We start from the raw sequence: 25,566 nt of genomic DNA, 5'->3' as shown, positions 1-25,566 counted from the left end.
GGAACCGCATATGGCAAGAATATATTTGGAAGCAGAGTTTGTAAGTTTGCATCAAAAGTTTGAAATAGAGACCGATGATTTGATTTCTGGAATAAAATTTAAAGAACAGCTTTTAAAGCAAATGGAAAATATTAATCCAGGTTTATCTTTCTCAATAAACCAAACAAATTTATATATTCCTAAATTGCAAGTTGCACTTAATGAGCATTGGACTTTAAAAGAAAACAACATTGTAGGCGGAGATATTGTACTAGTTCTTTGATGAATCGAATAAATAAGAAGGAAAAATTAAAAGTTGATTTATGATATGCCATAGTTTTTTCATAGTAGATTATCGTTTTAATCAGAGAAATATAAAGTAAGTATTATTATTTTCAATCTAGTTGAGGAAAAAGGTGTACGCTTTTAAAGCCATATAGAATCAGTAAATCTCGATAACGGAGTTATCATCTACCAAAGAAGTTTCAATGTTCTAGAACGGGAACAATAGAATAGTAAAATTTGCTTCCTAACTCTTGGCTAGAAAACTTACAAGTAGATTTATTCACTGCGATCACACTTGCAATTAAAGCATTGTTTTAAGCATCATTTTTATCCAGGAACATACTGAATATCGTAAAGCATTAAATTTATTTAACAGGAAGAAGGAAAAATGGAACAACTAATTAATAATACATATCGCATTTTAGAAATAATCGGAAAGGGGGGCATGTCTACTGTTTATAAAGCAGAACATGTCCGATTGGGGACAATCTGGGCTGTAAAACAAGTATCAAAAAATCAGAAAGCAAAGTTTGACTTTCTAGCAGAAGCGAATATATTGAAAAAATTACAGCATCCCATGTTACCCAAAATTGTTGATATTTTTGAAGATAATCATTATTTGTATGTTGTAGAAGATTATGTTGCCGGTGATAATTTAGAAACCGTTTTAAAACGTCAGATTAAGTTTGATGAAAAAATCGGATTAATCTGGTTTAAACGCATTGCTGAATGCTTAGGGTATTTGCATAATCAGAAGCCTAATCCAATTATTTATCGTGACATGAAGCCTTCTAATATCATGATACAACCTGACGGCAATTTGAAACTAATTGACTTTGGTATTGCGCGTGAATATAAGGAAGAAGCAATTGCTGATACAACATTTGTTGGAACGAAAGGTTACATGGCTCCAGAACAGGCTGGGAAAGCGCAATCAGATGCTAGGACAGATATTTATTCATTGGGTGTTACAATGTATCATATTCTATCTGGAAAAAGTCCGTATGAGCCTCCATATCGCTTTATTCCGATTCGAGAATTAAATCCAGAGTTGTCTGTAGGAATTGAAACGATTATAGATCGTTGTATCCAACAGGAACCAGAAGATCGTTATGCTTCTACGAAAGAACTTATTGAGGATTTAGATCATATTTATCGTTTTGAGGAAACGTATCAAAAATTCATTAAAAGGAAAAGATATAGAAAACTTAAACTTTGGTTAATGGGAGGGATGTCCATTATATTGATTCTTGCTGGTTTTGTAGTCAAAAAAAATGAAAATGCCAGTATTTATCAGCAATATATCAATTCAGCTCAGCAGCTGATTGATAAGCAACCTATGGAGGCTCTTAGCTATTTGGAAGAGGCTCAAAAGCTGGATAGTAAACAAACATCTGCATATATTTTAAAGGCTCGTGCTTATTATAACGCTTTAGATTATGATCAATGCATTGCGTATATAACAGAAATTCAGACAACACAAGATGTATTAAAGCAGGATCAAACTATGGAATTAATTCTAGCTTCTGCTTATTTTGAAAAAGAAAAATATCCTGAAGCAGTAGCTTGTTATGAAAAGCTGCTGAGAGAAACAGAAAATCCAGATGAGAATTTGTCAAGAGATTATGCTGTTGCTCTGGCAATGAATGGAAATATAGACGACGCTGAGATGATTTTGGACCAGCTACAAGATGAGGGGGCGGATAAGGATCTGATTTCTTACATAAGTGGAAGCATTAGTTATTCTTTGAAGAAGTATGGTAACGCAGAGCAAAGTTTTAAAGATGTAATAAATCAAACTGGCAATACAACTTTAAAGAGAAAGTCAGTGATCTCCTTGGCTGCAGTATATCGAGATGCTGCTTTAATTTCAAATAGTGAAATTGAAAACGCTAGAACTAAAGAAATAGAACTCATTAATCAGTCGATACAAAAAGATGGATGGAGTAATGATTCTATTTTGTGGGAAATGTTAGGAGCTGCTTATTATAATCGAGCAATCTATGAAACAGATAAGGATTACGATGATTTAATTAGTTCTGCTAAGGCTTTTCAACAGATATTGGATCTAAACATTCAAAAAAAATATATCTATGTTAATATTTTTATTGCTTATCAACAAGCCGGAGAATATGAACAGGCGCTTACAGTTTTGGATAAAATGGAGTCTGCTTATCCTGACGCCTATGAAGCTAACGCTTATAGGGCAACTTTATACATTGTAATAGAGAATGAAAAGCCTCAGGAGAAAAGAAACTACTGGCCAGCTTATGAAGAATATCAAAATGCGAAGAAGAAAATAAAGGACGAGGATAATGATTCTCAATTTGTTCAACTTCAAGGGTTGATTGATCAGTTAAAGAAAGGCCATTGGCTTGATTAAGAAGGCGACTTTAGGTGTGAGTAGTAATATTCCAACATGCCCATGCTTTATGGCTTAAAAAATAACAGTATAGATACAAAAATTAACAAGGATTAGAATAGATTCACTGGGGGAGTAAATATGGGAAATATTTTAATGCTGTGTGGGATTATCTTATTTGTGATTACAATTGGGTTAGCGTTTTATTATAAAAAGAGGCCGCTGATTTATGAAAAAAATAATGAAATTCAACCTAGTAAAGGGAAGACAGAATTTATAAAAAAAGGTTATGCAACAGAAGATATACTAGATAAAAAGGACACAGAAATGTATCATGATGATCATTTGATGACTACAGAAGTGTTACAAAAAGAAACAGAGCTGCTAGATTCTAGAAGTCAAACTAAACCAATGGAGTCATTGCTTGGGGATACAGAAATTTTAAATTCTGTTAGAAAAGATGAATATCATGATTAAGAAATGGGGATTAATTCTATGCTTATTAATTAGTATAATAGGGTGTCAGTCTAAAAAGGAAATCTCAAAATTCAATAAAGGGTTACAGCTAATTCGAGAAAATAATTATGAAGAAGCAATTTTGTATTTTGAGGAAATGATTACTATTGATCCACAAGATCAAAATGGTTACACTGGTATAATTATTGTCGCAGCTATACAAAAAGATCCTGAACTGATTGGCTATTATATTGAAGAGGCAATTCAAAATATTCCAGATAAGCAGGAGAGTTTGTTTGCACAGATTAAAGATGAATTGGTGCAGTTAAAAAAATCAGAATCTGCAGAATTAATTGGAGAGTTTGAAATTCAGGTCAACGAAGGAATGCTTCATTCTAAAACATCACCCATATGGATTATTGAACCTCAATTTGATTTTGATTATGTTGATGTGGTGAATTGGAACAGGGGGAGAATTACTGCAGATAGTTTTATGAATGGTGCTGAGGATTATCGTAGTTGTTATGTTGATGCATTATCTTATGAACTAATGAATGAACGAAACTGCCAAGGTTACTATGACAAAGATTATGTTAAAGTAGTTCAAGCAGGAAACTTTAGTATCTATGACTTTCATGGAAATAAAATTAAAGAGTTGAAAGATGAAACTATTCAATATGGGTACACAATTACAGCACGTGGAGAGATCTATTTGGGCTATTCAATTACTTCAGAAGTTTTTGATTCGAATGGAATGATAGAATATTTGGACGTTGAATTTTATGGTGATGATTTCAGTCAAAATGTAAGAATTCGGGGTATTCCTACATTTGCAGGAGATGGATATTTTTTGAATAAAACAAATAATGGGATAGAATATTGCAATTATGAGGGTTGTTTTGGCATTGAAACATTAGGATTATCCAATGGAGCTTATCTTATTGATTCTCAAACAATTGTTGATCAAGCGGGCAATGTTTATTATCTGAATGGTTTTGCTGTTGGTGGAATATCCAACAATTTTATTCGCGTTTCTGATAAAGAGATTAATTATTGGAGAGAATCAGAGCCTAGAATAGAAGATTATCGATTTGGATTCTATGATATTTATGGAAATCAGATTACAGAGATGATCTATGAGAACGCCTATGATTTTACAGGAGGCTATGCGGCAGTTAAATTGGATGGAATGTGGGGCTATATTGATACGAACGGAAATATAGCGATACCATTTGAATTTGAAGAGACACGACCTGTTTATGATGGAAAGGATTGGGCGAAACGAGATGGTTTATGGGGAATTTTAGATGTTGAACAGTCGGTTTCTAAATATACGATTTACATAAAGGAGTGAATTAGAAGAAATGAAAAAAATACTATTAGTATTAATTATTATCTCACTAAGTCTTTTGGCTTGTTCAGCAGAAAATAAAGGTGATGTTAGCTCACAATACAACTTGGGAATTAAATATGTAAATGAAGGAAATTATGAAGAAGCAATTCTTGCTTTTGAGGAAGCAATTAATATAGAACCTAAGAATTCCGATCTTTATCTTAATATAGCTGATATCCTTATTAGAAAAAATTTATTTGAAGAAGCAGAAACTATATTGGAGAGAGGATATAAAGAAACCAAGTCAAAGGAAATAAAAGAGAAATTGGATGAGTTTAAATCAGGAATTATTAAAGATAATACCGGACAAATACGTAAGGAAAGTGCTTATGACACTTCACAGAATTTAATCTGGTATCGAGTTTATAATGTGGAATTTGATCATGGAAGTCAAGACGGAGAAATTATTTCATATAATCATTTAGGAGAAGAGACAAGCAGATGTTTACTTGGTTATAAAGAAAATAATTATTCAGTAAGTTATGCGTGTGGTTATGATGATAATACTGGAGAATTAATCCAAATGATATACCATATAGGAGAAAACCAACGTATTGAAAAAACAGAATGGCTCGATAAGCAAGGAAATGTTACACAATACGATCTTTTTATTGATATAGATGCAAATACTCGACGAGTAGAAACATATTCTTTTGGTAAGCTACATTATTATACAGTTTTCGAAACAAGTGGTAATACAACGAAACAAACACGTTATGATGCTGAAGATAACGTAACAAGTATGTTTATTATAGTAACAGAAGATGATAAAATAACATATTCTACTTATGATTCTGAGGGGAAATTAAATGGAAAACATATTCGAATCATTGATGAAAACGGAGATATTACTGAATACTATGACGCAGATGGAAATTTATTGCAGACAATAAAAGATAACTAAGTAAATATTAAAGGCCAGCTAAGCTGAGGAGAAATGTGATTGAAATAGGTTGCTAAAAAATGATATTTGAGTTGCGTCTAAATTTCTTCTTGATATATGGATTAGCCGTATTATTACGTATTGAAGTTATAAAATGCCATTGTAAATTCATAAATATACTTTTTCAGCAGCCTAGATTAAACTACCTTTTACCAGTATTTGAGGCCGTATCATTTTCATGAAGGAAAAGCGTGGATAAATTGAAGAATTCTGAAATTGAGCAGTCGTCTTCCAAATTAACGAGTTTACATGAAGGAAGGGAAATGAAGAAATGAAGAAATGAAGAAAATACTATCAATGCTAATTATTATATCGCTAAGTCTAGCAGCTTGTTCAGAAAATAAAAATGCTGCTAGTTCACAATATGAGTTAGGAATTAAATATTTAAATGATAAAAAGTATGAAGAAGCTATACTTGTGTTTGAAGAAGCGATTGAAATTGATCCGCAGAATCCTCAGAATTATATTGCGTTATCTGATGCCTATGCACTACAGAATTTATTTGATAAAGCAGAAGAAATTTTGGAAAAAGGATATAAGAACACAAAATCTATAGATATAAATGAACTCCTTTTGGGTGTATATGGACAAGAGAAGAAGGATACTTATAGCAGAATAGAAACGGTTGTTGACGTAAATGGTATTCGAACAGAAACTGCTTATAACGCAAATGATGAAGTTTTGTGGTATCGGGTACACAATGTCCAATGGAATAGAGAGAAGTACTGTCAGGAAGGAACAGTGCAAGCATTTGATGTGGAGGATAGGCTAATGAGCGAATGTTCTATGTATAGAGAAGGTGAAAAGATTTACACTTGTGGATTTAATGAAGATACTGGAGATGTATTAAAATTAGTTTTATATCGTAATAATATAGATAAAAGTATTATAACGAAACAGGAATACTACTATGTTGAGGGGAATATGATATCATATCTAATTCGAGAGGAAATAGACAAAAAGAATTATAAAATGATTGAATATACTTCAGAAGGGGATTTGAAAGGATATGTTCAATTTAACAATGATGGAAATTCTGAGATACAAACACATTATAATAATCAAAAGGAACTAACTTACAAAATTGTGACATTGATAGGTGAGGATTCAATAATTTATACATATTATGACGAAGCTAATATTCTTTTAAAAAAAGAAGTTCGTATTAATAATGATGACGGAAGTTCGATGGTAAAATGCTTCGAAATAACCTCACTAACTCAGCAGTAAAAAAGAAAGTGAGTTAAAGTAAAGAAGATATGATTATTGATTTTAACACTTCTCTAATATTTTGAGGGACTCAAGAAAAAGCAAGTTATGAAGCCCAGCATGCTGTTTGTCATCAAAAAGATGCAGGTTGTCAGGAAAATCTGCATCTTTAAAATTTTAAAAATAAAATATATTTAGAAAGGAGGCAACATGGCTAAAAAAAAGATAGAAGTAACGGTAGATGGAGCGGAACTTATAAAGTTGAGTGATCAAATGGCAGAAGAATACCGAAAAATAAAAGCTCAGATCGATAAGTTAGAATCAGAAATCACTCCTGCTATCGAACAAGCCTGGGGTGGAAAGGCGGGTGTGGCGTATATTAAAGAACTCAGGCAAAATATTAAATCACTTCAAAAATATAGTGACTCATTGGTCACTTTGCTTGCTGCGCTTTCCATTTGTGGAAAACATTATGAAGCGACAGAAAGTAATGTTATTCAGCATGTTGCAGCAATTTGATCATGTCGGATATTAAGTACAATGAGGGGACTTTAAAAACGCAAGCAGAAGAAATGAATCAATGTTATTCGCAAATTGTTTCATCAAACATGTTATTGGATCAGAAGTTAAACATTGTTGGTAACTATTGGCAAGGTGATTCTTTTGATGAGTTCATGACTTTGATCAAGAAAATAAAATTGACACAAGAAGTCGTGATGGAAAATTTTAAAGAATCAATTTCAAAGCTTGAGCAGATAACAGGTGTTTACACTTCCGCTAGCGAGAAAGTAAGAAAGAAAAATGAAAGTTTACCTACAGATGGAGTCTTTTTAGAGTAGCAGAGGTGATTGGATGAAAATTAACTTTAATTACGGAAAAGCTATGGCTGATGCGGGAAAATTAGATGAATTTGCAGGTGAACTCGAATATTTAGCTAATCATAGAATTGAAATGGTACTTGAAAATCTCAACATGTCATGGCAAAGTGAAAGTTCTGGAATGATGCTGGAAAAATGCAGAAATGAAAAAGAAAAAGTTTTAGAGCATGCTTCAGAACTTAGAAGAGCAGCTTCTAATTTAAGAAGTGCAGCCGCGCAAATAAAAAAAGCAGAAGAAGAAGCTTTGGAAGCGTTGAGGAGGGCAAGACAGGAAGCGTCAGAAAAGGCAAAGGGTACAAGCAAAAATTTTGATTAAAAGTTCATATTGAATGAATAAGATGTTTTTCAGTAATGATAAACTATTATTTTAAGTATGATAACCAATATCAAGTTATGGTTAAGCAGTTTTGATAAAAGCCTTAACTTGGAAAACATGTTTGCATTGCGATTAAGAAAATTAATTGATAATGGAAAACACATAAAGTTTAAACGTTAAGATGTAATTATAAAACGCTTAAAAAGAAATAATGTATAAATAATAAATAAATTATTTGTGCATAGAATCTAGTTAGTTATATTAGGAATATGAGAGTTAAAATAGAATTATCTTAAATCGTAAAGGAGGAATTGAAAATGGCTGGAATGGGTACGGAATTAACGACATCAAAAATGAAAGAGGTAGTTAATCATCTTTCTGAACAGGTTAAAAGCTATGATAAAGCAGTGGCAAGGCTGTATGAAATTGGTGAAGAAATGGATACGATGTGGGAAGGTGAAGCATCCAATAAATTCAAAGCAAATTTAGGAAATGATAGAAGTAGATTTAATGCTTTAACAACGATGCTAAATCGTTATATTGAAGTATTGACTCAAGATATTCAAACGTATGCACAAGCAGAATCAGAAGCAATCCAAATTATTGCAAGTAATCGTAAATAGGAGGGAAAGAACATGACAGATATGATTTTAAAGGTACAACCTAATGTATTAATTTCCAAGGCATCCGAAATGGCTACACAGAAAAATACAATTATATCCATTATGGAGCAGTGCAAAACTGAAATTAATTCTTTACAGGCAGGATGGAAATCGCAAGCTTCAGATGAATTTCAGATTAAGTTCAAAGGTGTTTACGATGATATTGATAACATGGCTGCAATAATTGATTCTTATATTAAAACTGTAAATGAATTGGCAAATATTTACGAACAAGCTGAAAAGCGAGCTACAGCTGCGGCGGAAGGACTGCCTACAGACGGTGTATTTAAAATGTAGCTTCCATGTATCTTAAATATAACTGGCAAAATATTGTCGAATGCTCGGAGGAAATGAATCGAATCTATCTTCAGATAGATTCGATTTCTTCGCAGATTGGCTTGATACAGAATGAGTTACAAAACAATCAGTTGTCTTCAATGACAGGGCAATTACTCAATTTGCATTCAAGGCTTAATGAAACGATTGCTAAAGGATTTATTTTTTCAAAAATGCTTGAAGAAATAGCGGAACTATTCTATACAGCTGACTGTACTATACTCAAAAATAATGACAGTCTTCCGATTAATATAACCGATATTCAAAGTTCATTACATTGGTCGAAAGATCAAAGCTTTGGAGATAATGCTGAAAATCTTGTCGTTGAACCTTGGTTAAAGAAAATATTGGAGGAAAAATATGACAAAGATTAATTTTAAACTAAATAATATGAAGGAATGTGCTGAAGAGCTTTTGACTGTAGGGGAGATTCTTGATCAAAATCAACAACGGTTGACTACTTTTGTTCGTTCTTTGGATCACTCTCAAAGATCAATTAAAACAATTCGGGATTATGTCTATACAATTCAAATAGGACGTTCTGGCAATCATTTTACACAACTAGGTGGATCTGTAAAAGCATGCTGTGAATTGTACGAGTATAATGAAGAATATAAAATTTTCGGTCAAATTAACAATTTAAAATCTGTTATGAATGCGAATAATGTGTCTGATAATGATTGTTTAACAGATTATATTAGATTGTTGACTGTTGGTGGTGGCGTTATCAGCAATATTATTGGCGGAGGTGTTATCAACGATATTATTGATAAAATCATTATTGGGAATAGTAAAGATAAAGTTATAAAGCCAATTGAAAGGCAAGAACTTGAACCAGATGATATGCAGATAAAGCCAATAGAGTCAGAGCAGGAAAAGATAATTAATAAATATTTGAATGAAAATCCGGATAAGCAATCATATATAACTATTCTGAGAAAACTTGGAATGGCAGATGAAGAACTTCGGAATAAGGTTCAAAATAATGCAAATATGTCATTGGAATTAAAGAATGCGCTCCAAGTACGCAATGATGGTTTTATTGAGGCAAATGGAGGAACTTTTGGAAAAAATCAATGTGTAGCTTTGACCCATGCAAAGTTTAAATATTATATGTCTGGAGATGGCCCTAAATTTATTAATGGATACAGTGGAAATGGCTGTGATTATGTTAATAATTTAGTTGATAATTCGAGCCAGACAGGCGTACCAATCACACAAACAAAATACACTGGAAGTGATTGCCTTCAGCAAATTGTTAATAGTCATCCAGGAGAGCCTGTCACAGATATTATAGTCTCTTTTCAATTTTCTGGTAGTGGAGGGAGTGCTGGCCATGTGATTTATATTGATGCAATTGTAGATGGTCAGGTGTATTTAACTGACAATTGGAAAAGTAGTGAAATCCTGTGTTATTCTATGGATGAATTTATAAAGTTTTATAATGCTCAAGGAAATGGCAATCATTGTGGTCTTCCAATAGGTGCAGTCCATTTTACAAAAAACTAACAAAGGAGTTATTATATGGCGCAATTGGCATTCAAGATTGCAGCGATGCAGGAATGTTCAGAACAAATGTTTGAGATTGCAGATTATTTGAATGATAAGCAGAGGGAAATAACGTTTTTTGCAAGAAGTTTTGATAGTTCTCAACGTTCTATTAAAGCGCTACGGGATATCGTGTATCGTATTGAAATTGGTCGCTCAAGTAATCGTTTTTGTGCTTTGGCCGGGGGGATACGTGAATTTTGCGATTTATATAACAATAATGAGCAAGTTGTAAGAAATATACTTAATAATCATTCTGACGAAAGCAAACAAGGACTAAAGGTAATAGAAGAAAATATTAGCACAGCTGTTGATGGATATGAATCATTTTCAGATTTCTATGCATTATTAAAAATTATTACTGCAGAACAAGGAAATAAAAGATTTCAGAATATAGGAATTTTAAAAGAATTATTTGATGAAGATAAATTTTTTAGTCAGTCTGCGGAATATTTTAGCCTGTTTGCTGACTCATATGAAATTACAAATAAGCTGATGCATGGTGATGTTGAAGGAGCACTATATCAACTATTTCAAGAAGCAGAAGAAAAAATTCCTGAAATTATATCAGGCGGAGTTATTGGGCCGCTTGAAGGAAAGTTATATTACAACTTCGGAAAAGCTATTGGGGATAATTTTATGGAACACTATGAATTGCTTTTTAGTAAGCAATCAGGAAATTTTCTTAAAGATCTAACAGATGTGGCATGGGGCATGACAGTGGAAACTTTATATGATTTTGGAATGGAAACAGGTTTGGAAATAGTAGAAAAAGGTGCTGCATTATTTGGAATTGATTATTCGGAAATATTGAGAGATCTTACTGGTAAAGATGGAATTGAAGGTGTAAACATCATGATGGAAGATTTTACCGAGTTGATGTTTGACGGCACTGTTTCAATTGTTCAAAATGTTGGCAGTTTTATTGGTGATAAACTAAATGATGTCGGAAAAGCAATAGGAGGAATTTTGCCATGGTAGCCAAAGATTTTTTACCAATAGGAAGTATAGTGAAATTAAAAGAGTATAAGAAAAAGTTAATGATAACAGGGATTCTTCAATATATTAAAGACCGTCCGGAGCAAAGATATGATTATCTTGGTGTGTTATATCCAGAAGGTGATATTGGTAGTCAATTTCGATTGACTTTCAATCATAGCGATATTCAAGAAGTTGTTTTTCGTGGATATGAGGATGAAACGCGAGAGAAGTTTATAAAAAAAGTGGAGTCTCTTATAGGGGAAAAGAACGAGGTGTAGAAAGGAAATTAAAGACATGGAATATATTATTTTTGCGTTATTCGGGATAATCGTTTTGTTTTTTTGTTATAGGGAGTATAAAAAAAGGAGAGTAAAGCCTCAAGGTTATTGTCCTAAATGTGGCGCTGCATTACAAGAAATAAATGAATTTTGTCCAAGATGCGGGCATCGTTTGAAAGAGGTAAAACCAGAGATAAAAGAGGAAATAAAAAAAACTGAAATAGAAGAAACAGGAACTAGTTTTTTCATTCCCCAGGATGAAGCTAAAACTCAAAGTCTGTGTGAAGTAGAAAATCCAAAGCTTGAATTAAGAGTAGATATTAATTCTATGATAAGCGAAATTCAAATTAAAAAGTTTCCATGTCTCGTAGGACGCTTAGCTGGAGAATGTGATGTTTTGATTGAAGAGCCAGCGGTTGGAAGAAGACATGCGGTAATTGATTGTGTAAATAACGAGTTTTATATTACAGACTTGAATTCTAATAATGGAATTTATATTAATGGGCTTAAAATAGAAGGTTCTAAAAAAATTAAAATTCGCAAAAATGATGTTTTGAAAATTGGAAGAGCTTTAATTACGATTGCTGAGTAAGATGGATTATGATTAAGGTTTCAGGATTCACAACTCAAGGTAAGATTAAATCTGTAAACGAAGATAGCATTTTTGCAAAGCGTTGGATTTTTAAAGATCAAGAAATCGCAGCTATTGCAGTTGCTGATGGAATGGGCGGGTATGATTGTGGAGAAGTTCATTCCCAGACAGCCATTAAGATTTTAAAAGAGCATGTGCAATGGGAAATTTTGAATATAGAGAATAGTCAAGAAATTTTGGATCAATGTTTTTCGATTATTGATCATTTAAGCCGATTATACAATCAAGAAAATATGAAACAAGGGGGGACGACACTAACAGTTGCAGTAATTATTGAAACTATCCTAATTATGAAGAATATCGGCGATACACGTTGTTTTTTCATAAGAAATGGCGTAGTTGAACAATTAAGTGAAGATCATGCAATTTTTGACACAAAGGGAAATAAAACTTCAACTTTAACAAAGTGTCTGGGAATGGGAATGTCGGAACGAGCCTATACAACCATGCGTAAGTTGCAAAAAGGTGATATTGTTATTATTACGTCTGATGGATTTTATAATAAATTAGATGAAAATGAAATGATTAAGATAGCTGAATTAATGGAAAAACAAGATGAAACAGTCATTTCATCTACAATTCAGACATTATATGATCGTGGGGAAAATGATAATATTTCAATAGTTTTTTTCAATTTACTTAATAAACTATGATTCTAATATCTATTACGCAAATTACTTAGCAACAATCCAATTTGTTATTGAGTTGTTGCTTTTCCTTTTAAAGATGGGGTTAACGACCCTAAATCAGTTTGATATGGAAGACAGAAACAAGGATCAACCCGATCATAGCCCCATTCTTGGGGCGTCGGGGCTCAACTGAAACGGATTCCCTCACATCAGTTAGGTGTTAATCCAATGGAGTTTGTTTCTATAAGAGTAACCTCATTTCAGTTTGATTCTTCTTTGCCTTAGACCCCACGTTAATGAGTTTCATTCCTAAACCCCGAGATAATGTATATAATCGAATTTTAAAACACGGCAGTTCATTGAAATGACAATGGCTGCCGTGTTTTGATGAGTGCATATAAATTTATTCTTTAATAATATATTATTTCTTCGAGATTCTTATTTCTGCTAATTAGGCAAAAATAAAGAATGGATGAATCTAAGTAAAGGACATAGATAAGATCACGAAAAATTCTGTTCGCCTTTTGAATTGGTTTGTGTATGCTGCTTGCTGAAATATTTTATATCACTGATCGCGTCGGCAAACACAAAGCTTTTCGCGATATTGCGTAGGAGAAAGCAGAAAATTTCTTTTGAATTGACTGCTGAAGTAAAATGACTCATAACCAATCATCGCTGCTATTTGCTGGATTGACAATTCCGGATCTTTTAATAATTGCTTTGCTCGGGATAATTTATAACGGATAATCAGTTGATTTGTAGAACAATTCATAACGTTTCGGCAGCAACGATAAAGATGACTCTGGGATAAAGCAAGATAAGAACAAAGTTGACCGACCTGAACAGGTTCATCAAGATGTTCGTTCAGATAAAGAAATAGCTTGTCGACAACCGCCTGCTCTTTTACACGACCTTGGGGATCCATGATAGCCAAAGGCTGCCGGCGCAGGATCTTAATCAGCAGCATTGTTAAGCTTGCTTTCAATTGAGCGTAACAGCCATCTTGCTTCGACTGCAGGCTGGCATAACAATGGCTGAAGCTTTTCCATTCAATCCCTGTAATTAAATGGGTAAAAACCAAGGTTCCTTCAATTTTCATCCTAGATAAAAATTCTTGTTCTCGAGTTATTGGATATACGTTAAAGAATATTTCATAAGAATTAATTGGTTCGTTTCCTGTTACTGCGTTATATATCGTATACGGCGGAATGATTAGGCAGTCTCCTCCGCTTAGCTTATATTTTGTATCTTGAATCATGATTTCGCAGTTTCCCCGTTCGACAAGAATAATTTTAATATGCGTTCCAATAATGTTCTTAAGCGTTTTTCCACTCTGATTCGGCCAGTTAGTAAAATAATCAATATCCAATCGAAATTGATCAAGATAGGCAGAAATTGGATCTTTCTGAATGCGGAACTGATTGAGCCGTTTAGATGTATCCATCGCTTCCTCCTTTGTCATTTTTGTGCTTCTAACATGGAAGGTTTTCTTGACAGCCTTAGCATGATAATCACAAAAAAGAAATGAATATGATATGTGAATTTACTACCAAATAGTATATCGTAGAAACAGGAGGAAAGAAAGATGAAAAAAACAGGGATGAAATCGACGGCAGCCCTGCTGTGTGCTTTCTTAGTAAGTACGCTGATCAGCGGCTGTGCAGCTCAACCCAAAACAGATCAACCAGATGTTTCACCAAAGACGCAGTTTGATGTTGTAGAGAAAGCGGATGTGGTCATTGTTGGTGGTGGCGGAACAGGAATCAGCGCTGCATTGACTGCCGTGGAAAATGGTGCGGAGAGCGTCATTTTGGTAGAAAAGCTTCCTGAACTTGGCGGCTTTATGCGAATGAAAACCGGTCAGTTTTCAGCGGCCAATACCACTCTGCAAATCGAACAAGGTTTAACTGAGGATACAGTTGAACGCTATGAAAAAGAAATTTTGAAATTTGGAAACTCCAATGGCGGACATCCGATTGAGTACTTGGTTAAAAGCTATGCAGAAAATGCAACAGAAGCTTGGGAATGGGTGTATGAAATGGGTGTGAAGGACTATCCATTTATGACGGATAAAGATGGCAATAAGGTCATTGTTAATCCTGGACATATGCCGTATGAATATAACCGGACGTATGTTCCGATGCCGAAGGAAGATTCAAAATTAGCCAATCCGGTTATTGAAGTCATGCTAAAAGAATTAGAGAAACAAGATAAAATCCAAGTATTTACTTCAGTGGCGGGTACAAAACTGATCACCAATGAAAAAGGTCAGGTTTGCGGGGCAGAAGGTGTCGGAACCGATGGCAAGACTTATCAGTTTCATTCTAATTACGGAGTGATTATGAGCACCGGCGGCTATGCAGCAAACCCTAAATTATTTGAGGCATATTCTACGGATCTGCATAATTTGATTTCGGCGTCCCTTTCCAGCGATGATGGTTATGGATTGCGAATGATGCAGGAAGTCGGCGCCGGAATTACAGAAGAAGCCATGAGCTGGATTGAAACGTATCCAAAAGGGATGGTCAATGAAGGTTCAACGACGCAAGGTGTCAATGGTTCGACCGGCACTTATTATACCGGAGGTATTCTGGTTAATATTCTGGGAGAACGCTTTATCAATGAATGTGCTTGGGATGATGAAGTCCGCAATGCGGGTCTGAAAGCTCAGCCGGAAAGCTACATGTTTGAGATTTTTACAGATAAAATTCTGGAAGATACCCAGGGTACGTTACGTGGTGCTTATGATTCCTTTAAGGAAGGTGGAATTTATCGTTCTCGTTTAGTGGAAGCAAATACGTTGGAAGAGTTGGCAGAAAAACTTCAAATTCCAGTGGAAACCTTTGTTCAAACTGTTGAAGATTACAACAAGGCTGTAGAGGCAGGGGTTCCTGATCAATTCGGACGTGAGTTTGAAGTGAAACCGAATGAAAACCGTGTTGAAGCGATTAATAAAATTGAAGGTGATCGTTTCTATGCACTGAAGCTTCAGCCGATTGTTCTTTCTTCGCGAGGTGGTATTTTGGTCAACGATAAAAACCAGGTTACGACAGCTGAAGGAACAGTTATCCCAGGTTTATATGCCGGCGGCGAAGTCGTGGGTCAAATGTGGGGAAAAACCATTGCCCCGGGCGTTGGCATGAATGGTGCTGTAACGTGGGGACGAATTACAGGAAGAAACATCATGAATCTGCCAATGGAAGAAGGCTACGAAGTTAAGCCTGCTCCGGATATGTTCGATCTTTCTCTCTTTGAAAAGGATACAGCTGCCGTTTCTGGAGTTGATTTTAAAGATTTAACCGATGGTGTATATGAAGGAACTGCCGATGGTATGAATGCAGCTGTAAAGGTCAGCGTTACAGTCAGTGGTGGTGAAATTACCGAAATTAATATTGTTGAGCATCAGGAGTCATCAGGAATCAGTGATCCGGCAATCCAGCAAATGCCAGAAAAGATCATTGAAGCTCAATCCAGTAAAGTGGATGCCATCAGCAACGCCACAATCACTTCCAATGCGATTAAACAGGCGGTGGAAAACGCTCTGCAATAAAGGGGAAGACTAAATCAATACGTTGTTTAAACCATTGCCGGATTTGTTGACAAGTGCCAATAAGTCCGGCTTTTTTATATCATTTTTTGTGCTATTGAAAATAATAAGCAACTTGAGCAGTGTCATATTTGCTTTTATCCGTCATGGAATTTACTAAGGAATTTAATCGTATATGATTTTAACATCGTGTATAATATAGATAATAAAGATCGAGGAAGGAGGTATTAGGTATGTCTAAGTGGATTGACGATAGCATCATAATTGATTTCCCCATTCCTAATCCGATTCAACAGATTATAAGCGAATTAGAAAAATATGATCAAGAAGAGGATGATTATTTCTACTTTGATAGAAGTGAACTATTAGAGAATTTGACAAAGGATTATGTCTATGAAGAAGTGTTGACCGCAGAGCAGAGAGAGCTGCTAATACAAAAATACAGTTAGGAGGTCAGGGATAGATGCAAAAGATCATTGATTTCAATGCATGCGAAACAACTTTACGATTTTATGGTGGCGCAGCTGGAAGTAAGTTAGGAATTTTGTACCAAGGAGAACCATGGTTTTTGAAGTTTCCGAAATCAACTAAGGGAATGCGAAGAATTGATACTTCCTATACCACGGCCTTATCGGAATATTGTGGCAGTCATGTTTACGAGATCCTTGGATATGATGTGCATCAGACTCTATTAGGTATTAAAGACTCTAAGCTCGTTGTGGCTTGTAAAGATTTTACAGATAAGAATCATCGCTTACTAGAATATCGGGAGTTAAAAAATGCCTATAATAAAGACTTAGAAGAACAATTAGATCGATCAATATCGGAATCAGATTCGGGAATGCATGCGACGAATTTACAAGCTGTGATGATTCATTTAGATTACAATCCTGTTTTAGTTCAATTACCTGAGATAAAAAAACGCTTTTGGGATTGCGTTGTTATCGATGGCTTTATAAACAATAATGACAGGAATAGCGGAAACTGGGGAATTCTCATCGCTGCATCGAAGAATCTTCAATTGGCTCCTATTTATGATAATGGCGCAGCATTCTCAAATAAACTTTCAGATCAGCAAATACAACGAATTCTAAGTGACCCTATTCGATTAAAGCAAAGTACAACGATGAATATTAGTTCAGGGTATTTACTAAATGGAAAGTTAATGCATTATGAAGACTTAATTAATCAAGATTTACCAGACTTAAAAAAAGCTTTGCAGCGAGTCGTTCCTAATTTGAGAGAAAAAATCGAAGAAATATGTAACTATATACAAGAGATTCCCTTAGAATATCAAGGGATATCTGTAATGAGTCCATTAAGAAAAGAGTTTTACATAAAAGGATTGAAGTTCAGATTAAATGAAGTGTTAATTCCAGCTTATGAGAAGTGCGCAGATAAACAAGCTGGGGATATAATCTAGAACGTGAAATATAGTTTATTTGATTTCACTCGATAACCAACCGAAATAATAGCATCCAGATTGTAATATTCAGTCATATGTGTCTGAGTTTTTCCAGATATAGTCCCATGAACAGTGGTAGTCGCAAATTTTGCGACTACCACTTGTTGGATAAGGAAAACCCCTTGCTATGGAGAGCCAGTAAAAACAAACAAGAAATAAAAAGCGCTAAGGGCGCTAGTTAGGGCAAGGTTACCTGTCAGATCCTCAATAAACCTTTAGGTTTCCGCAGCGTCAGACCCTTATAGGGTTGTGATTCGGCCAGTTTTTCTGACAGAGGGCAAAATTTCAGAGCAAACGTATAGATGAATGAATAACATAAATTAAATACATATTTTAATATAGTTATAAGCAACAATAATATTAACGATTGATAGGCACCCTACACAATTTTAAAGATCCACCTAACCCTATGCAATTTTAAAGCGCCGAAAGTTGTTTCTATTAAAAAAGATCTCTCTTTTACCGTCCAACGTATGAATCTGGTTGTCTGTTTCAGAGAAATCCTATTAATTTGGCAATAAGCTGTTTATTTATTCAGCGTATCAATCACCACAGGCAGCACCTGTTTCTTTCGCGAGATGAAGCCCGGGGCAAAACTATCGGTTAAGACCGTTTTGAAGCCTTCTTCAACGACCCAGCTCTTCTTTCCGGTATACAGGAAATGCGACCCGGATCCTTTCGGATCGGTAAATAGAATCAGGAGTAAATCATAATGGAGCTGCAGATTCTGATCTTCCAGATAAGCTAAAAACTCCGGTTTGACTTTCTGGTATTCTGCGGCACAGCGGCAGACAACCTGACCGATTGCGACTTTGCTGTCCTGAACACGATACTCTTTGAAATCTTCATACATCAATTCCTGAAACGACTTGTTCATCAGGGAGTCTGAAGTGCCCACTAATTCCTCGGCTAAAGTCTGAGCCTCAACTCCTGAAATCTGGGATAACTTCGCTGCCATCACACGATCCACATCGGTGGTTGTTGGTGATTTCAGATTCATCGTATCCGAAAGCAGACCGGACAACAATACACCAGCGATCGCCGGCGGCATTTCGACCTGATGCTGCTCATACAATCCGGCGACAATCGTACAGGTAGATCCGACGATCTGATTGACGAAGGAGATCGGACTTTGCGTTTCAATTCCGCCGAGGCGGTGATGATCGACGATTTCAATGATTTCCGCGAATTCCAGATCATGAATACTCTGCTCTTTTTCGTTATGATCGACGAGAATCAGCTGTTTCTTGCGGTAATTAAACAGATGATAACGCGAGATGGCGCCGATGACTTCTTCTTTCTCATTGACAACCGGATAGGTGCGGAACCGGGTCTTGGCAATTCGCTGGCTGGCGCCGTCTACCGTTTCACTAGTGCGGAAAACAACGACGGCGGAGGTCATGACTTCAGCGACACTGGGACTTTGGAAGATACTGTGGGCCACCGTAATCGCGCTGAGCGGCGTGTGCAGGATCGACACCTCTTCTTCCCTAGCCATTTCCAAAGTAATAGAATCGACCCAGTTTTCGCCGCAGATTAAAATCAAGGAAGCCTTCTGGCGAATGGCGGAGCGCTGCACTTCAGGGTTGTTGCCGACGATGACAATCGTTCCTGCTTCAATCGTGCTGTTCTGACCTAAAGAAGGCATAAGATGAACTTTGCCATTCGGATGAAATGGTGCCTGATGCAAAAGCGAAGCTTTCGTCGTTTTGATAATGTTGGCTAAAGGAACACGGCTCATCAAATCCTGCAGTGCTTCTTCATCCGCAGTCCACAGGTTTGTTAAGTCAGAAACAGAGACAATGCCTTCCAGATGATGCTTGGAATCCACGATAAAGATGCCTTTATTCTTGCGCGATAAAATCGCATCCAGGGCTTCTTTCATCGTTGTATCCTTGCTTAAAAGCATGGCTTCATCCATGTCGATTTCAGCCAAGGTGCATTTGGCACTGGTCAAAAGCATCGGAACGGGCAGGTGGAAACGCTCCAGAATGTATAAGGTCTCCTTATTAATTGCGCTGAGCCGGCAGGGCAGTGTATGCATCCCCAGCTGATTTTTCAGCGCTGAGTAAGCGATTGCCGAACAGATCGAGTCAGCATCCGGGTTTTTATGACCGATCACATAAATAGGTTTATCCATAGCTTATCCTCACTGAATTCATCATAGCGAAGTTTCCATAGAAATACAAGATGTTGAATATGACGAATGTCTGAAGAATTAGGAAATCTGCCTATATTAAGGCAGATTTACATGTTTGAATTCATTTTACCTTAAAGTGAAGGTAAAGAAAAAGCAGGCTTTAACTGCTTGTTATGCTATAGTGAAAGACAGAGATAATATACATTTGTCTGGTGTATTTGAGAGCAGAGTGAGGCGAACAAAATGAAATCGTTGACAGTAAAAGAAATGACCCAGTTAGGATTGCTCATGGCTATGGTGTTGGTGATGGCATGGGTTCCTTATCTGGGATACATTTCAATCGGACCTATCTCCGTAACGCTGATTCACATTCCTGTATTGATTGCGGGTCTTTTATTCGGAGTCAAAGGCGGAGCCTTGACAGGACTCACGTTTGGAATTTCCAGCATGATGATTGCGATGATACGTCCCGCGGCAGTAACGGATGTATTGTTTGTGCATCCCCTTGTTTCTGTGCTTCCACGAATTTTATTTGGGGTTATTGCCGGTTTAGGCAAACCACTGCTCAAAGGGAATCCAAAGAAAAGTATTCAAATTTTGTGGTGTATAGGTGCGACTCTAATCCATACAGTTATGGTAATGAGTGCTCTGTATCTTGTGCATTTTTCAAAACTAAGTGAACTCGGTTTAGTGACTTCAGGGATGGGAATTACCGCCTTTGTTTTTGGATTTATCGGTGTGGCATTGATTGAAGGGATTGTGGGCGGAGTGATCGCCTCAATGGCTTATGGACTGCTGAAGAAGCAAGTTCGTTAAACATGGTTGTGAAGACTTCAATGTAGAGCTTGGGTATTGCGATTTGATGATCGTGAATACCTGAGCTTTTTTACTGAAAGAATGAGGTTGGTAAACGGTGAGCAAGGATCGAGGCTAAAGCGATGCCAGCTAAATCCGAAGGAACAAAGGTGAGAAAATAGACACTGAGCAAAGTTGATAAAGAACGGGGGGCTTGCAGTACCCATGAAAATAGACAGGCGAGATAGGGAAGGGCAAGACCGTATAACACAACCATACCACAAAGTCCACAAAACAAATCCCTAAGTAAAGTATGCCGGGGCAATCTGTGATAAAGCAAACTGCATAGACCAGAGGCTGGAATAAAGCCTAATAAATAACCAAATGTAGGACTTAACAGATAACCCAGTCCACCACCGCCGGTAAAAACAGGCAGACCCATTAAACCCAAAACAACATAAAGACTGACGGTCAGCATTGCTTCTTTCCAAGAAAGCAGAAAAGCAATCAGGACAACCATGGTCCATTGCAGGGAAATCGGTACGCCTGGAAGGGGAATCTTTAATTGACTGCTCAGGCATAACAACGCAAGCAGCAAGCCGCAACGGGCAAGCTTTTGCGTTTTTAACATCGGATGCTGACCTCGCCGCTGTTCAGCAGGCAGGAACTGCCATCCTCTTTCTCAATCATCAGCTCGGCCTGATCATTTATCCCCTTAACATAAGCGGGATAAGGTGTTCCATAGAAGGGGAAAACCTGGATTTTGCGATCTAGACAACAGGAATAATGCCGGTACTGCGGCATGAAACTGCGTTTGCCTAAACCGCGGTAGAGATCGAAGAATTCATTGATAAAGGAAGATATTAAAAAGTTACGATCATACGCCAAAGGCGCAACCGCAGTCAGCGAGGTCGCTATGGACTGCAAGGCTTCGGGGAACTCTTCCTGTTTTTCGTGGACGTTCAATCCCAGACCTAAGATAACATAGCTAACATGATTCGCTTCCATTTCGAGTTCAGCTTCAGTTAAAATCCCTGCGATTTTCTTGCCTTGAAGCAAAACATCGTTCACCCACTTAATCGAAGGCTGTAAATTATAATTCTGGCGCAGAACGTGACACAAAGCAACGGCAGCCGCAGAAGTAATCAGAGTAGCGTCTTGAACGGTACAGGCTGGGCGCAGAAGCAAACTCATATAGATTCCTTTGTGTGCAGGGGAGAAGAAACTACGTTCTCGTCGTCCACTTCCGGAAGTCTGTGCTTCAGTTAAAACCAAAGTTCCTTCAGGGGCTTTTTGCCTTGCGAAGATTTTGCATTGCCGATTCGTTGAATCGGTCTGATCTAGCAGATGAATTTGAGTGATTGTCTGTGCTTTGAGATTCTTTTCAATATGATGAATACTCAAAGCATCCCAATTACGTAACAGGCGATATCCTTTGCGCGTTGAGGCCTCAATTGGATACCCTTCTAATCGTAGCTTTTGAATTTGACGGCTGATGCAAGTCCGGGAACAACCGCATTGTTTAGCCATCGTTTCCCCCGACACCCATTTTCCAAGATGAATTTCTAAGGTCCGAATTAATCGTTCTGTCATCATTACACCTCATTTTCTGGTTTCATGATAACGTGGAAAAAGATTGTAAACAAGAAAAACAACAAAGCTGCAACAATCAGAATGTAAGCGCTTTTATTTGATATGTGAAAAAAAAGGTAAGAATGCCTTTGATCAACGGAATTCAAGGCTCATGACAATAAGAAAACGATCTTTTCCGCCTGAATTAAGTTCTGAAAAAAATAATTTATTGTTTACAAATGGCCTTGGACAAAGGCTTTTTTAATTATATTGATAAAAATAGGAGATTGTTACAATGAAACCATAGGAAGAGGCACCCTGAATCAACTTATAGCGCGCGGATAAGACAGCGGTGAGCCGCTTCCCAAGGAGGAAGATTGATATGTTACCACTGGAAGGAATTAAGATCGTCGACTTGACACGTGTATTGTCAGGACCTTATTGCACGATGATCCTTGCGGATTTCGGTGCGGAAGTCATCAAGATTGAAACACCGAAGACAGGGGATGATTCCCGCGCCTTCGGACCTTATGTCAATGGGGAAAGTGCTTATTATATGAGCATCAACCGCAACAAAAAGAGTATCTCCGTCAATACACGAACCCCTGAGGGCTGTGATTTAGTAAGAGAGATGATTGCCAAAGCAGATGTTGTTGTTGAAAACTTTAAACCTGGAACGATGGAAAAATTGGGAATGGGATATGAAGATCTGAAAAAGATCAATCCTGAGATCATTTATGTAGCTTGTTCCGGCTTCGGACATACAGGTCCATACTCAAAACGTCCGGCTTACGATGCCATCGTTCAGGCGATGGGTGGGATTATGTCGATTACGGGTGCGGGCCCTGGCCAATATACCCGAGTCGGAGCGTCGATCGGTGATATTACCGCAGGCTTGTTTTCAGCCATTGGGGCTTTAATCGCGATTGTTGAAAAACAAAAGACAGGCAAAGGTCAAAAGGTCGATGTAGCCATGCTGGATTGCCAGGTTGCCATATTGGAAAATGCGATAGCTCGCTATTGTGTCAGCGGGGAAATCCCTCAACCTAAAGGCAATCGCCATCCATCTGTAACACCATTTGAGGATTTTGAATGTTCCAATGGAGAGAAAGTGATGATTTCAGTTGGCAACAATGGCCTGTGGGAAAAGTTCTTAAAAACAGCAGGACGCATGGAACTGTTTGAGGATCCGCGCTTTGCGACCAATCCACTACGAACCGCAAATTATGCAGAACTGAAACCGATCATGGATGAAATTATGAAGAGCCGGACATCCGATGAATGGTACGAACAGCTTGTTGCAGCCAATGTACCAGTAACCTTTGTCAATACCATTGATAAAGTCGTTAATAACGAACAGATTTTGGCACGTGACATGATTATTGAAGCCAATCATCCGAAGGTAGGGCCGTTTAAAATGGCAAATACACCGATCAAAATGTCGCACAGCCAAGGCGGCTTGCGGACACCGGCACCGACCGTGGGTGAAAATACCGATGAAGTGCTGCGTGAATTCTTAGGAAAGAATGAAGATGAAATCGCGGCAATTCTGGCTAGCGGAATTTTGGAATGAGTATTTCTGAAAGGAAGAATACGCATGAATAAAATTGAACAAATGCAGCAAAAACGCGCTGTTATTGAAGCGGGAGGCGGTGAAAAAGGGGTCGCGAAGCAGCATGCCAATGGTAAGCTGACGGCTCGGGAACGCATTGTCAAGCTGCTGGATCCAGGCAGTTTTGTCGAGTTGGATGCTTTTGTTGCCCACCGATGCACGAATTTCGGGATGGAAAAGACATCTGTACCTGGAGAAGGTGTTGTCACGGGTTACGGAACGATCAACCACCGGTTAGTTTATATTTACGCTCAGGACTTTACTGTCCTGGGCGGCTCCCTGGGTGAGATGCATGCCCAGAAAATTGTCAAAGTTCAGGAAATGGCGTTGAAGACAGGGGCGCCGATTATTGGAATCAATGATTCCGGCGGAGCCCGCGTTCAGGAGGGCGTGGATGCCCTTTCCGGTTATGCCAAGATCTTTTATAACAATGTTGCCGGATCCGGTGTGATTCCGCAGATTTCAGTGATCCTGGGTCCCTGTGCAGGCGGGGCGGTCTATTCACCGGCGCTGACTGATTTTATCCTGATGGTAGACCAAGTCAGCAAGATGTTTATCACCGGTCCGGAAGTCATTAAAACGGTAACGGGAGAAGACATTCCGCAGGAAACCCTGGGCGGAGCCTATACGCATAATTCTGTGAGCGGCGTTGCACATTCGATTGATTCAACTGAAGAAGAATGCTTCCAACGGATTCGTTCTTTATTGAGCTATCTGCCGCAGAACAACATGGAAACTGCGCCACAGTTGGCATGTTCGGAAGATATGAATCGAATTGATCCGCAGCTCAACACAATTTTGCCGGATTCTGTCAACAAAGCTTACGATATGAAAGAAGTAATCACGACGTTGGCGGATCATGGCGAATTGTTGGAGATTATGCCTCTGTATGCTCAAAACATCATCACCGGCTTTATTCGTTTGAACGGGAAAAGTGTTGGGGTTATTGCCAATCAGCCGAAAGTCAACGGTGGATCGCTGGACATCAATGCTTCCGATAAAGGAGCCCGGTTTATCCGAACGTGTGATGCTTTCAATGTCCCAATTCTAACATTACAGGATGTGCCAGGCTTCCTTCCAGGATCCGAGCAGGAATATGGAGGAATTATTCGTCATGGAGCAAAGATGCTGTATGCCTATTCTGAAGCCTCGGTGCCTAAGGTTACTGTCATTTTGAGAAAAGCTTTTGGCGGTTCCTATATTGCGATGTGCTCGAAAGAGATGGGTGCGGACTTTGTCTATGCTTGGCCAAGTGCGCAGATTGCGGTTATGGGTGCTAGCGGCGCAGCCAATATCGTCTTCCGCAAAGAGATTAAAGCGGCTGAAGATCCAACAGCCATGCGAACGGAAAAAATTAAAGAATATGAAGATACGGTTGCCAATCCGTATGTGGCGGCTGCCAGAGGATATATTGATGACGTTATCGAACCGGCGGAAACTCGCCGCCGCATCATCAATGCTTTCGACGTCCTGCAATCTAAAAAAACGACATATCCTGCCAAAAAGCATGGGAATATTCCGCTGTAAA

27 protein-coding genes are annotated in these 25,566 nt (G+C 37.5%); 23 read left to right on the top strand and 4 right to left on the bottom strand.

Features of this window, described 5'->3' with window-relative positions:
- The first annotated feature begins 10 nt into the window (after positions 1–10).
- The 17 genes from BN162_RS10530 (at position 11) to BN162_RS10450 (ending at position 12,931) form a co-directional block, all read left to right on the top strand.
- The gene (locus tag BN162_RS10530; protein WP_020225061.1) at positions 11–262 is read left to right on the top strand and encodes a hypothetical protein; all 252 of its coding nucleotides are present in this window, start codon (positions 11–13) and stop codon (positions 260–262) included.
- A 390-nt stretch (positions 263–652) separates the two neighbouring features.
- Entirely contained in the window at positions 653–2,647 is a 1,995-nt protein-coding gene (locus BN162_RS17955; RefSeq protein WP_020225060.1) for a serine/threonine-protein kinase, read from the top strand.
- A gap of 120 nt (positions 2,648–2,767) precedes the next feature.
- Positions 2,768–3,103, top strand: coding sequence for a hypothetical protein (locus BN162_RS10520; RefSeq protein WP_020225059.1), 336 nt, complete (start codon positions 2,768–2,770; stop codon positions 3,101–3,103).
- Entirely contained in the window at positions 3,096–4,436 is a 1,341-nt protein-coding gene (locus tag BN162_RS10515) for a WG repeat-containing protein (RefSeq protein WP_020225058.1), read from the top strand. The genes BN162_RS10520 and BN162_RS10515 overlap by 8 nt, the downstream gene beginning before the upstream one ends.
- Before the next feature lie 10 nt (positions 4,437–4,446).
- On the top strand, positions 4,447–5,379 hold the full coding sequence (locus BN162_RS10510) for a tetratricopeptide repeat protein (RefSeq protein ID WP_020225057.1): 933 nt from the start codon (positions 4,447–4,449) through the stop codon (positions 5,377–5,379).
- A gap of 318 nt (positions 5,380–5,697) precedes the next feature.
- On the top strand, positions 5,698–6,648 hold the full coding sequence (locus tag BN162_RS10505) for a tetratricopeptide repeat protein (RefSeq protein ID WP_020225056.1): 951 nt from the start codon (positions 5,698–5,700) through the stop codon (positions 6,646–6,648).
- A gap of 189 nt (positions 6,649–6,837) precedes the next feature.
- Positions 6,838–7,146: a WXG100 family type VII secretion target gene (locus BN162_RS10500; protein ID WP_020225054.1), complete on the top strand. Its 309-nt coding sequence runs from the start codon at positions 6,838–6,840 to the stop codon at positions 7,144–7,146.
- A 2-nt stretch (positions 7,147–7,148) separates the two neighbouring features.
- Positions 7,149–7,466, top strand: a complete 318-nt coding sequence (locus BN162_RS10495) for a WXG100 family type VII secretion target (protein ID WP_020225053.1) — start codon at positions 7,149–7,151, stop codon at positions 7,464–7,466.
- Positions 7,467–7,479: 13 nt separating this feature from the next.
- Positions 7,480–7,821: a hypothetical protein gene (locus BN162_RS10490; protein WP_020225052.1), complete on the top strand. Its 342-nt coding sequence runs from the start codon at positions 7,480–7,482 to the stop codon at positions 7,819–7,821.
- Positions 7,822–8,138: 317 nt separating this feature from the next.
- Positions 8,139–8,444, top strand: a complete 306-nt coding sequence (locus tag BN162_RS10485; protein WP_020225051.1) for a WXG100 family type VII secretion target — start codon at positions 8,139–8,141, stop codon at positions 8,442–8,444.
- A 12-nt stretch (positions 8,445–8,456) separates the two neighbouring features.
- Positions 8,457–8,780: a WXG100 family type VII secretion target gene (locus BN162_RS10480; RefSeq protein ID WP_020225050.1), complete on the top strand. Its 324-nt coding sequence runs from the start codon at positions 8,457–8,459 to the stop codon at positions 8,778–8,780.
- A gap of 53 nt (positions 8,781–8,833) precedes the next feature.
- Positions 8,834–9,193 (top strand): hypothetical protein, encoded by a 360-nt coding sequence (locus BN162_RS10475; protein ID WP_020225049.1) that lies wholly within the window; start codon positions 8,834–8,836, stop codon positions 9,191–9,193.
- Positions 9,180–10,328, top strand: coding sequence for a hypothetical protein (locus tag BN162_RS10470; RefSeq protein WP_020225048.1), 1,149 nt, complete (start codon positions 9,180–9,182; stop codon positions 10,326–10,328). Before BN162_RS10475 ends, BN162_RS10470 begins: the two co-directional genes overlap by 14 nt.
- 15 nt (positions 10,329–10,343) lie before the next feature.
- Positions 10,344–11,348 carry a hypothetical protein gene (locus BN162_RS10465; RefSeq protein ID WP_020225047.1) on the top strand — a complete coding sequence of 335 codons (1,005 nt, stop codon included), beginning with the start codon at positions 10,344–10,346 and terminating at the stop codon, positions 11,346–11,348.
- The gene (locus BN162_RS10460; RefSeq protein ID WP_020225046.1) at positions 11,342–11,626 is read left to right on the top strand and encodes a DUF4176 domain-containing protein; all 285 of its coding nucleotides are present in this window, start codon (positions 11,342–11,344) and stop codon (positions 11,624–11,626) included. Before BN162_RS10465 ends, BN162_RS10460 begins: the two co-directional genes overlap by 7 nt.
- A gap of 16 nt (positions 11,627–11,642) precedes the next feature.
- The gene (locus BN162_RS17950; RefSeq protein WP_020225045.1) at positions 11,643–12,218 is read left to right on the top strand and encodes an FHA domain-containing protein; all 576 of its coding nucleotides are present in this window, start codon (positions 11,643–11,645) and stop codon (positions 12,216–12,218) included.
- An 8-nt stretch (positions 12,219–12,226) separates the two neighbouring features.
- On the top strand, positions 12,227–12,931 hold the full coding sequence (locus BN162_RS10450; protein ID WP_020225044.1) for a PP2C family protein-serine/threonine phosphatase: 705 nt from the start codon (positions 12,227–12,229) through the stop codon (positions 12,929–12,931).
- A 541-nt stretch (positions 12,932–13,472) separates the two neighbouring features.
- On the opposite strand, the gene BN162_RS10445 is transcribed toward BN162_RS10450, so the two are convergent.
- Positions 13,473–14,351 (bottom strand): AraC family transcriptional regulator, encoded by an 879-nt coding sequence (locus BN162_RS10445; protein WP_020225043.1) that lies wholly within the window; start codon positions 14,349–14,351, stop codon positions 13,473–13,475.
- A 141-nt stretch (positions 14,352–14,492) separates the two neighbouring features.
- Between BN162_RS10445 and BN162_RS10440 the strand changes: the two genes are divergently transcribed.
- From BN162_RS10440 to BN162_RS10430, 3 genes are all read left to right on the top strand, one after another.
- The gene (locus tag BN162_RS10440) at positions 14,493–16,457 is read left to right on the top strand and encodes an FAD-dependent oxidoreductase (RefSeq protein WP_020225042.1); all 1,965 of its coding nucleotides are present in this window, start codon (positions 14,493–14,495) and stop codon (positions 16,455–16,457) included.
- 230 nt (positions 16,458–16,687) lie between these two features.
- Entirely contained in the window at positions 16,688–16,903 is a 216-nt protein-coding gene (locus tag BN162_RS10435; protein WP_020225041.1) for a hypothetical protein, read from the top strand.
- A gap of 14 nt (positions 16,904–16,917) precedes the next feature.
- Entirely contained in the window at positions 16,918–17,877 is a 960-nt protein-coding gene (locus BN162_RS10430; RefSeq protein WP_020225040.1) for a HipA domain-containing protein, read from the top strand.
- 568 nt (positions 17,878–18,445) lie between these two features.
- On the opposite strand, the gene BN162_RS10425 is transcribed toward BN162_RS10430, so the two are convergent.
- The gene (locus tag BN162_RS10425; RefSeq protein ID WP_020225039.1) at positions 18,446–20,059 is read right to left on the bottom strand and encodes a putative manganese-dependent inorganic diphosphatase; all 1,614 of its coding nucleotides are present in this window, start codon (positions 20,057–20,059) and stop codon (positions 18,446–18,448) included.
- A gap of 243 nt (positions 20,060–20,302) precedes the next feature.
- On the opposite strand from BN162_RS10425, the gene BN162_RS10420 reads away from it, so the two are divergent.
- The gene (locus tag BN162_RS10420; protein ID WP_020225038.1) at positions 20,303–20,875 is read left to right on the top strand and encodes an ECF transporter S component; all 573 of its coding nucleotides are present in this window, start codon (positions 20,303–20,305) and stop codon (positions 20,873–20,875) included.
- Positions 20,876–20,945: 70 nt separating this feature from the next.
- Here BN162_RS10420 and BN162_RS18380 read toward each other — a convergent pair whose 3' ends face one another.
- A complete protein-coding gene (locus BN162_RS18380) occupies positions 20,946–21,485 on the bottom strand; it encodes a biotin transporter BioY (RefSeq protein ID WP_081587890.1) in 540 nt (179 codons plus the stop codon).
- Complete coding sequence (locus tag BN162_RS10415; RefSeq protein ID WP_020225037.1) at positions 21,479–22,447, bottom strand: biotin--[acetyl-CoA-carboxylase] ligase; 969 nt, start codon at positions 22,445–22,447, stop codon at positions 21,479–21,481. Before BN162_RS10415 ends, BN162_RS18380 begins: the two co-directional genes overlap by 7 nt.
- 361 nt (positions 22,448–22,808) lie before the next feature.
- Here BN162_RS10415 and BN162_RS10410 point away from each other — a divergent pair, with 361 nt between their 5' ends.
- Positions 22,809–23,999: a CaiB/BaiF CoA transferase family protein gene (locus tag BN162_RS10410; protein ID WP_020225036.1), complete on the top strand. Its 1,191-nt coding sequence runs from the start codon at positions 22,809–22,811 to the stop codon at positions 23,997–23,999.
- 24 nt (positions 24,000–24,023) lie between these two features.
- Positions 24,024–25,565 carry an acyl-CoA carboxylase subunit beta gene (locus BN162_RS10405; RefSeq protein WP_020225035.1) on the top strand — a complete coding sequence of 514 codons (1,542 nt, stop codon included), beginning with the start codon at positions 24,024–24,026 and terminating at the stop codon, positions 25,563–25,565.
- Position 25,566 lies beyond the last annotated feature (1 nt).

Origin of the sequence: Holdemania massiliensis AP2 (genome assembly GCF_000327285.1) — a bacterium.
Lineage (GTDB): Bacteria > Bacillota_I > Bacilli_A > Erysipelotrichales > Erysipelotrichaceae > Holdemania > Holdemania massiliensis.
The sequence above is the reverse complement of the archived record's forward strand: the minus strand, read 5'-3'. Positions and strand labels throughout refer to the sequence as shown.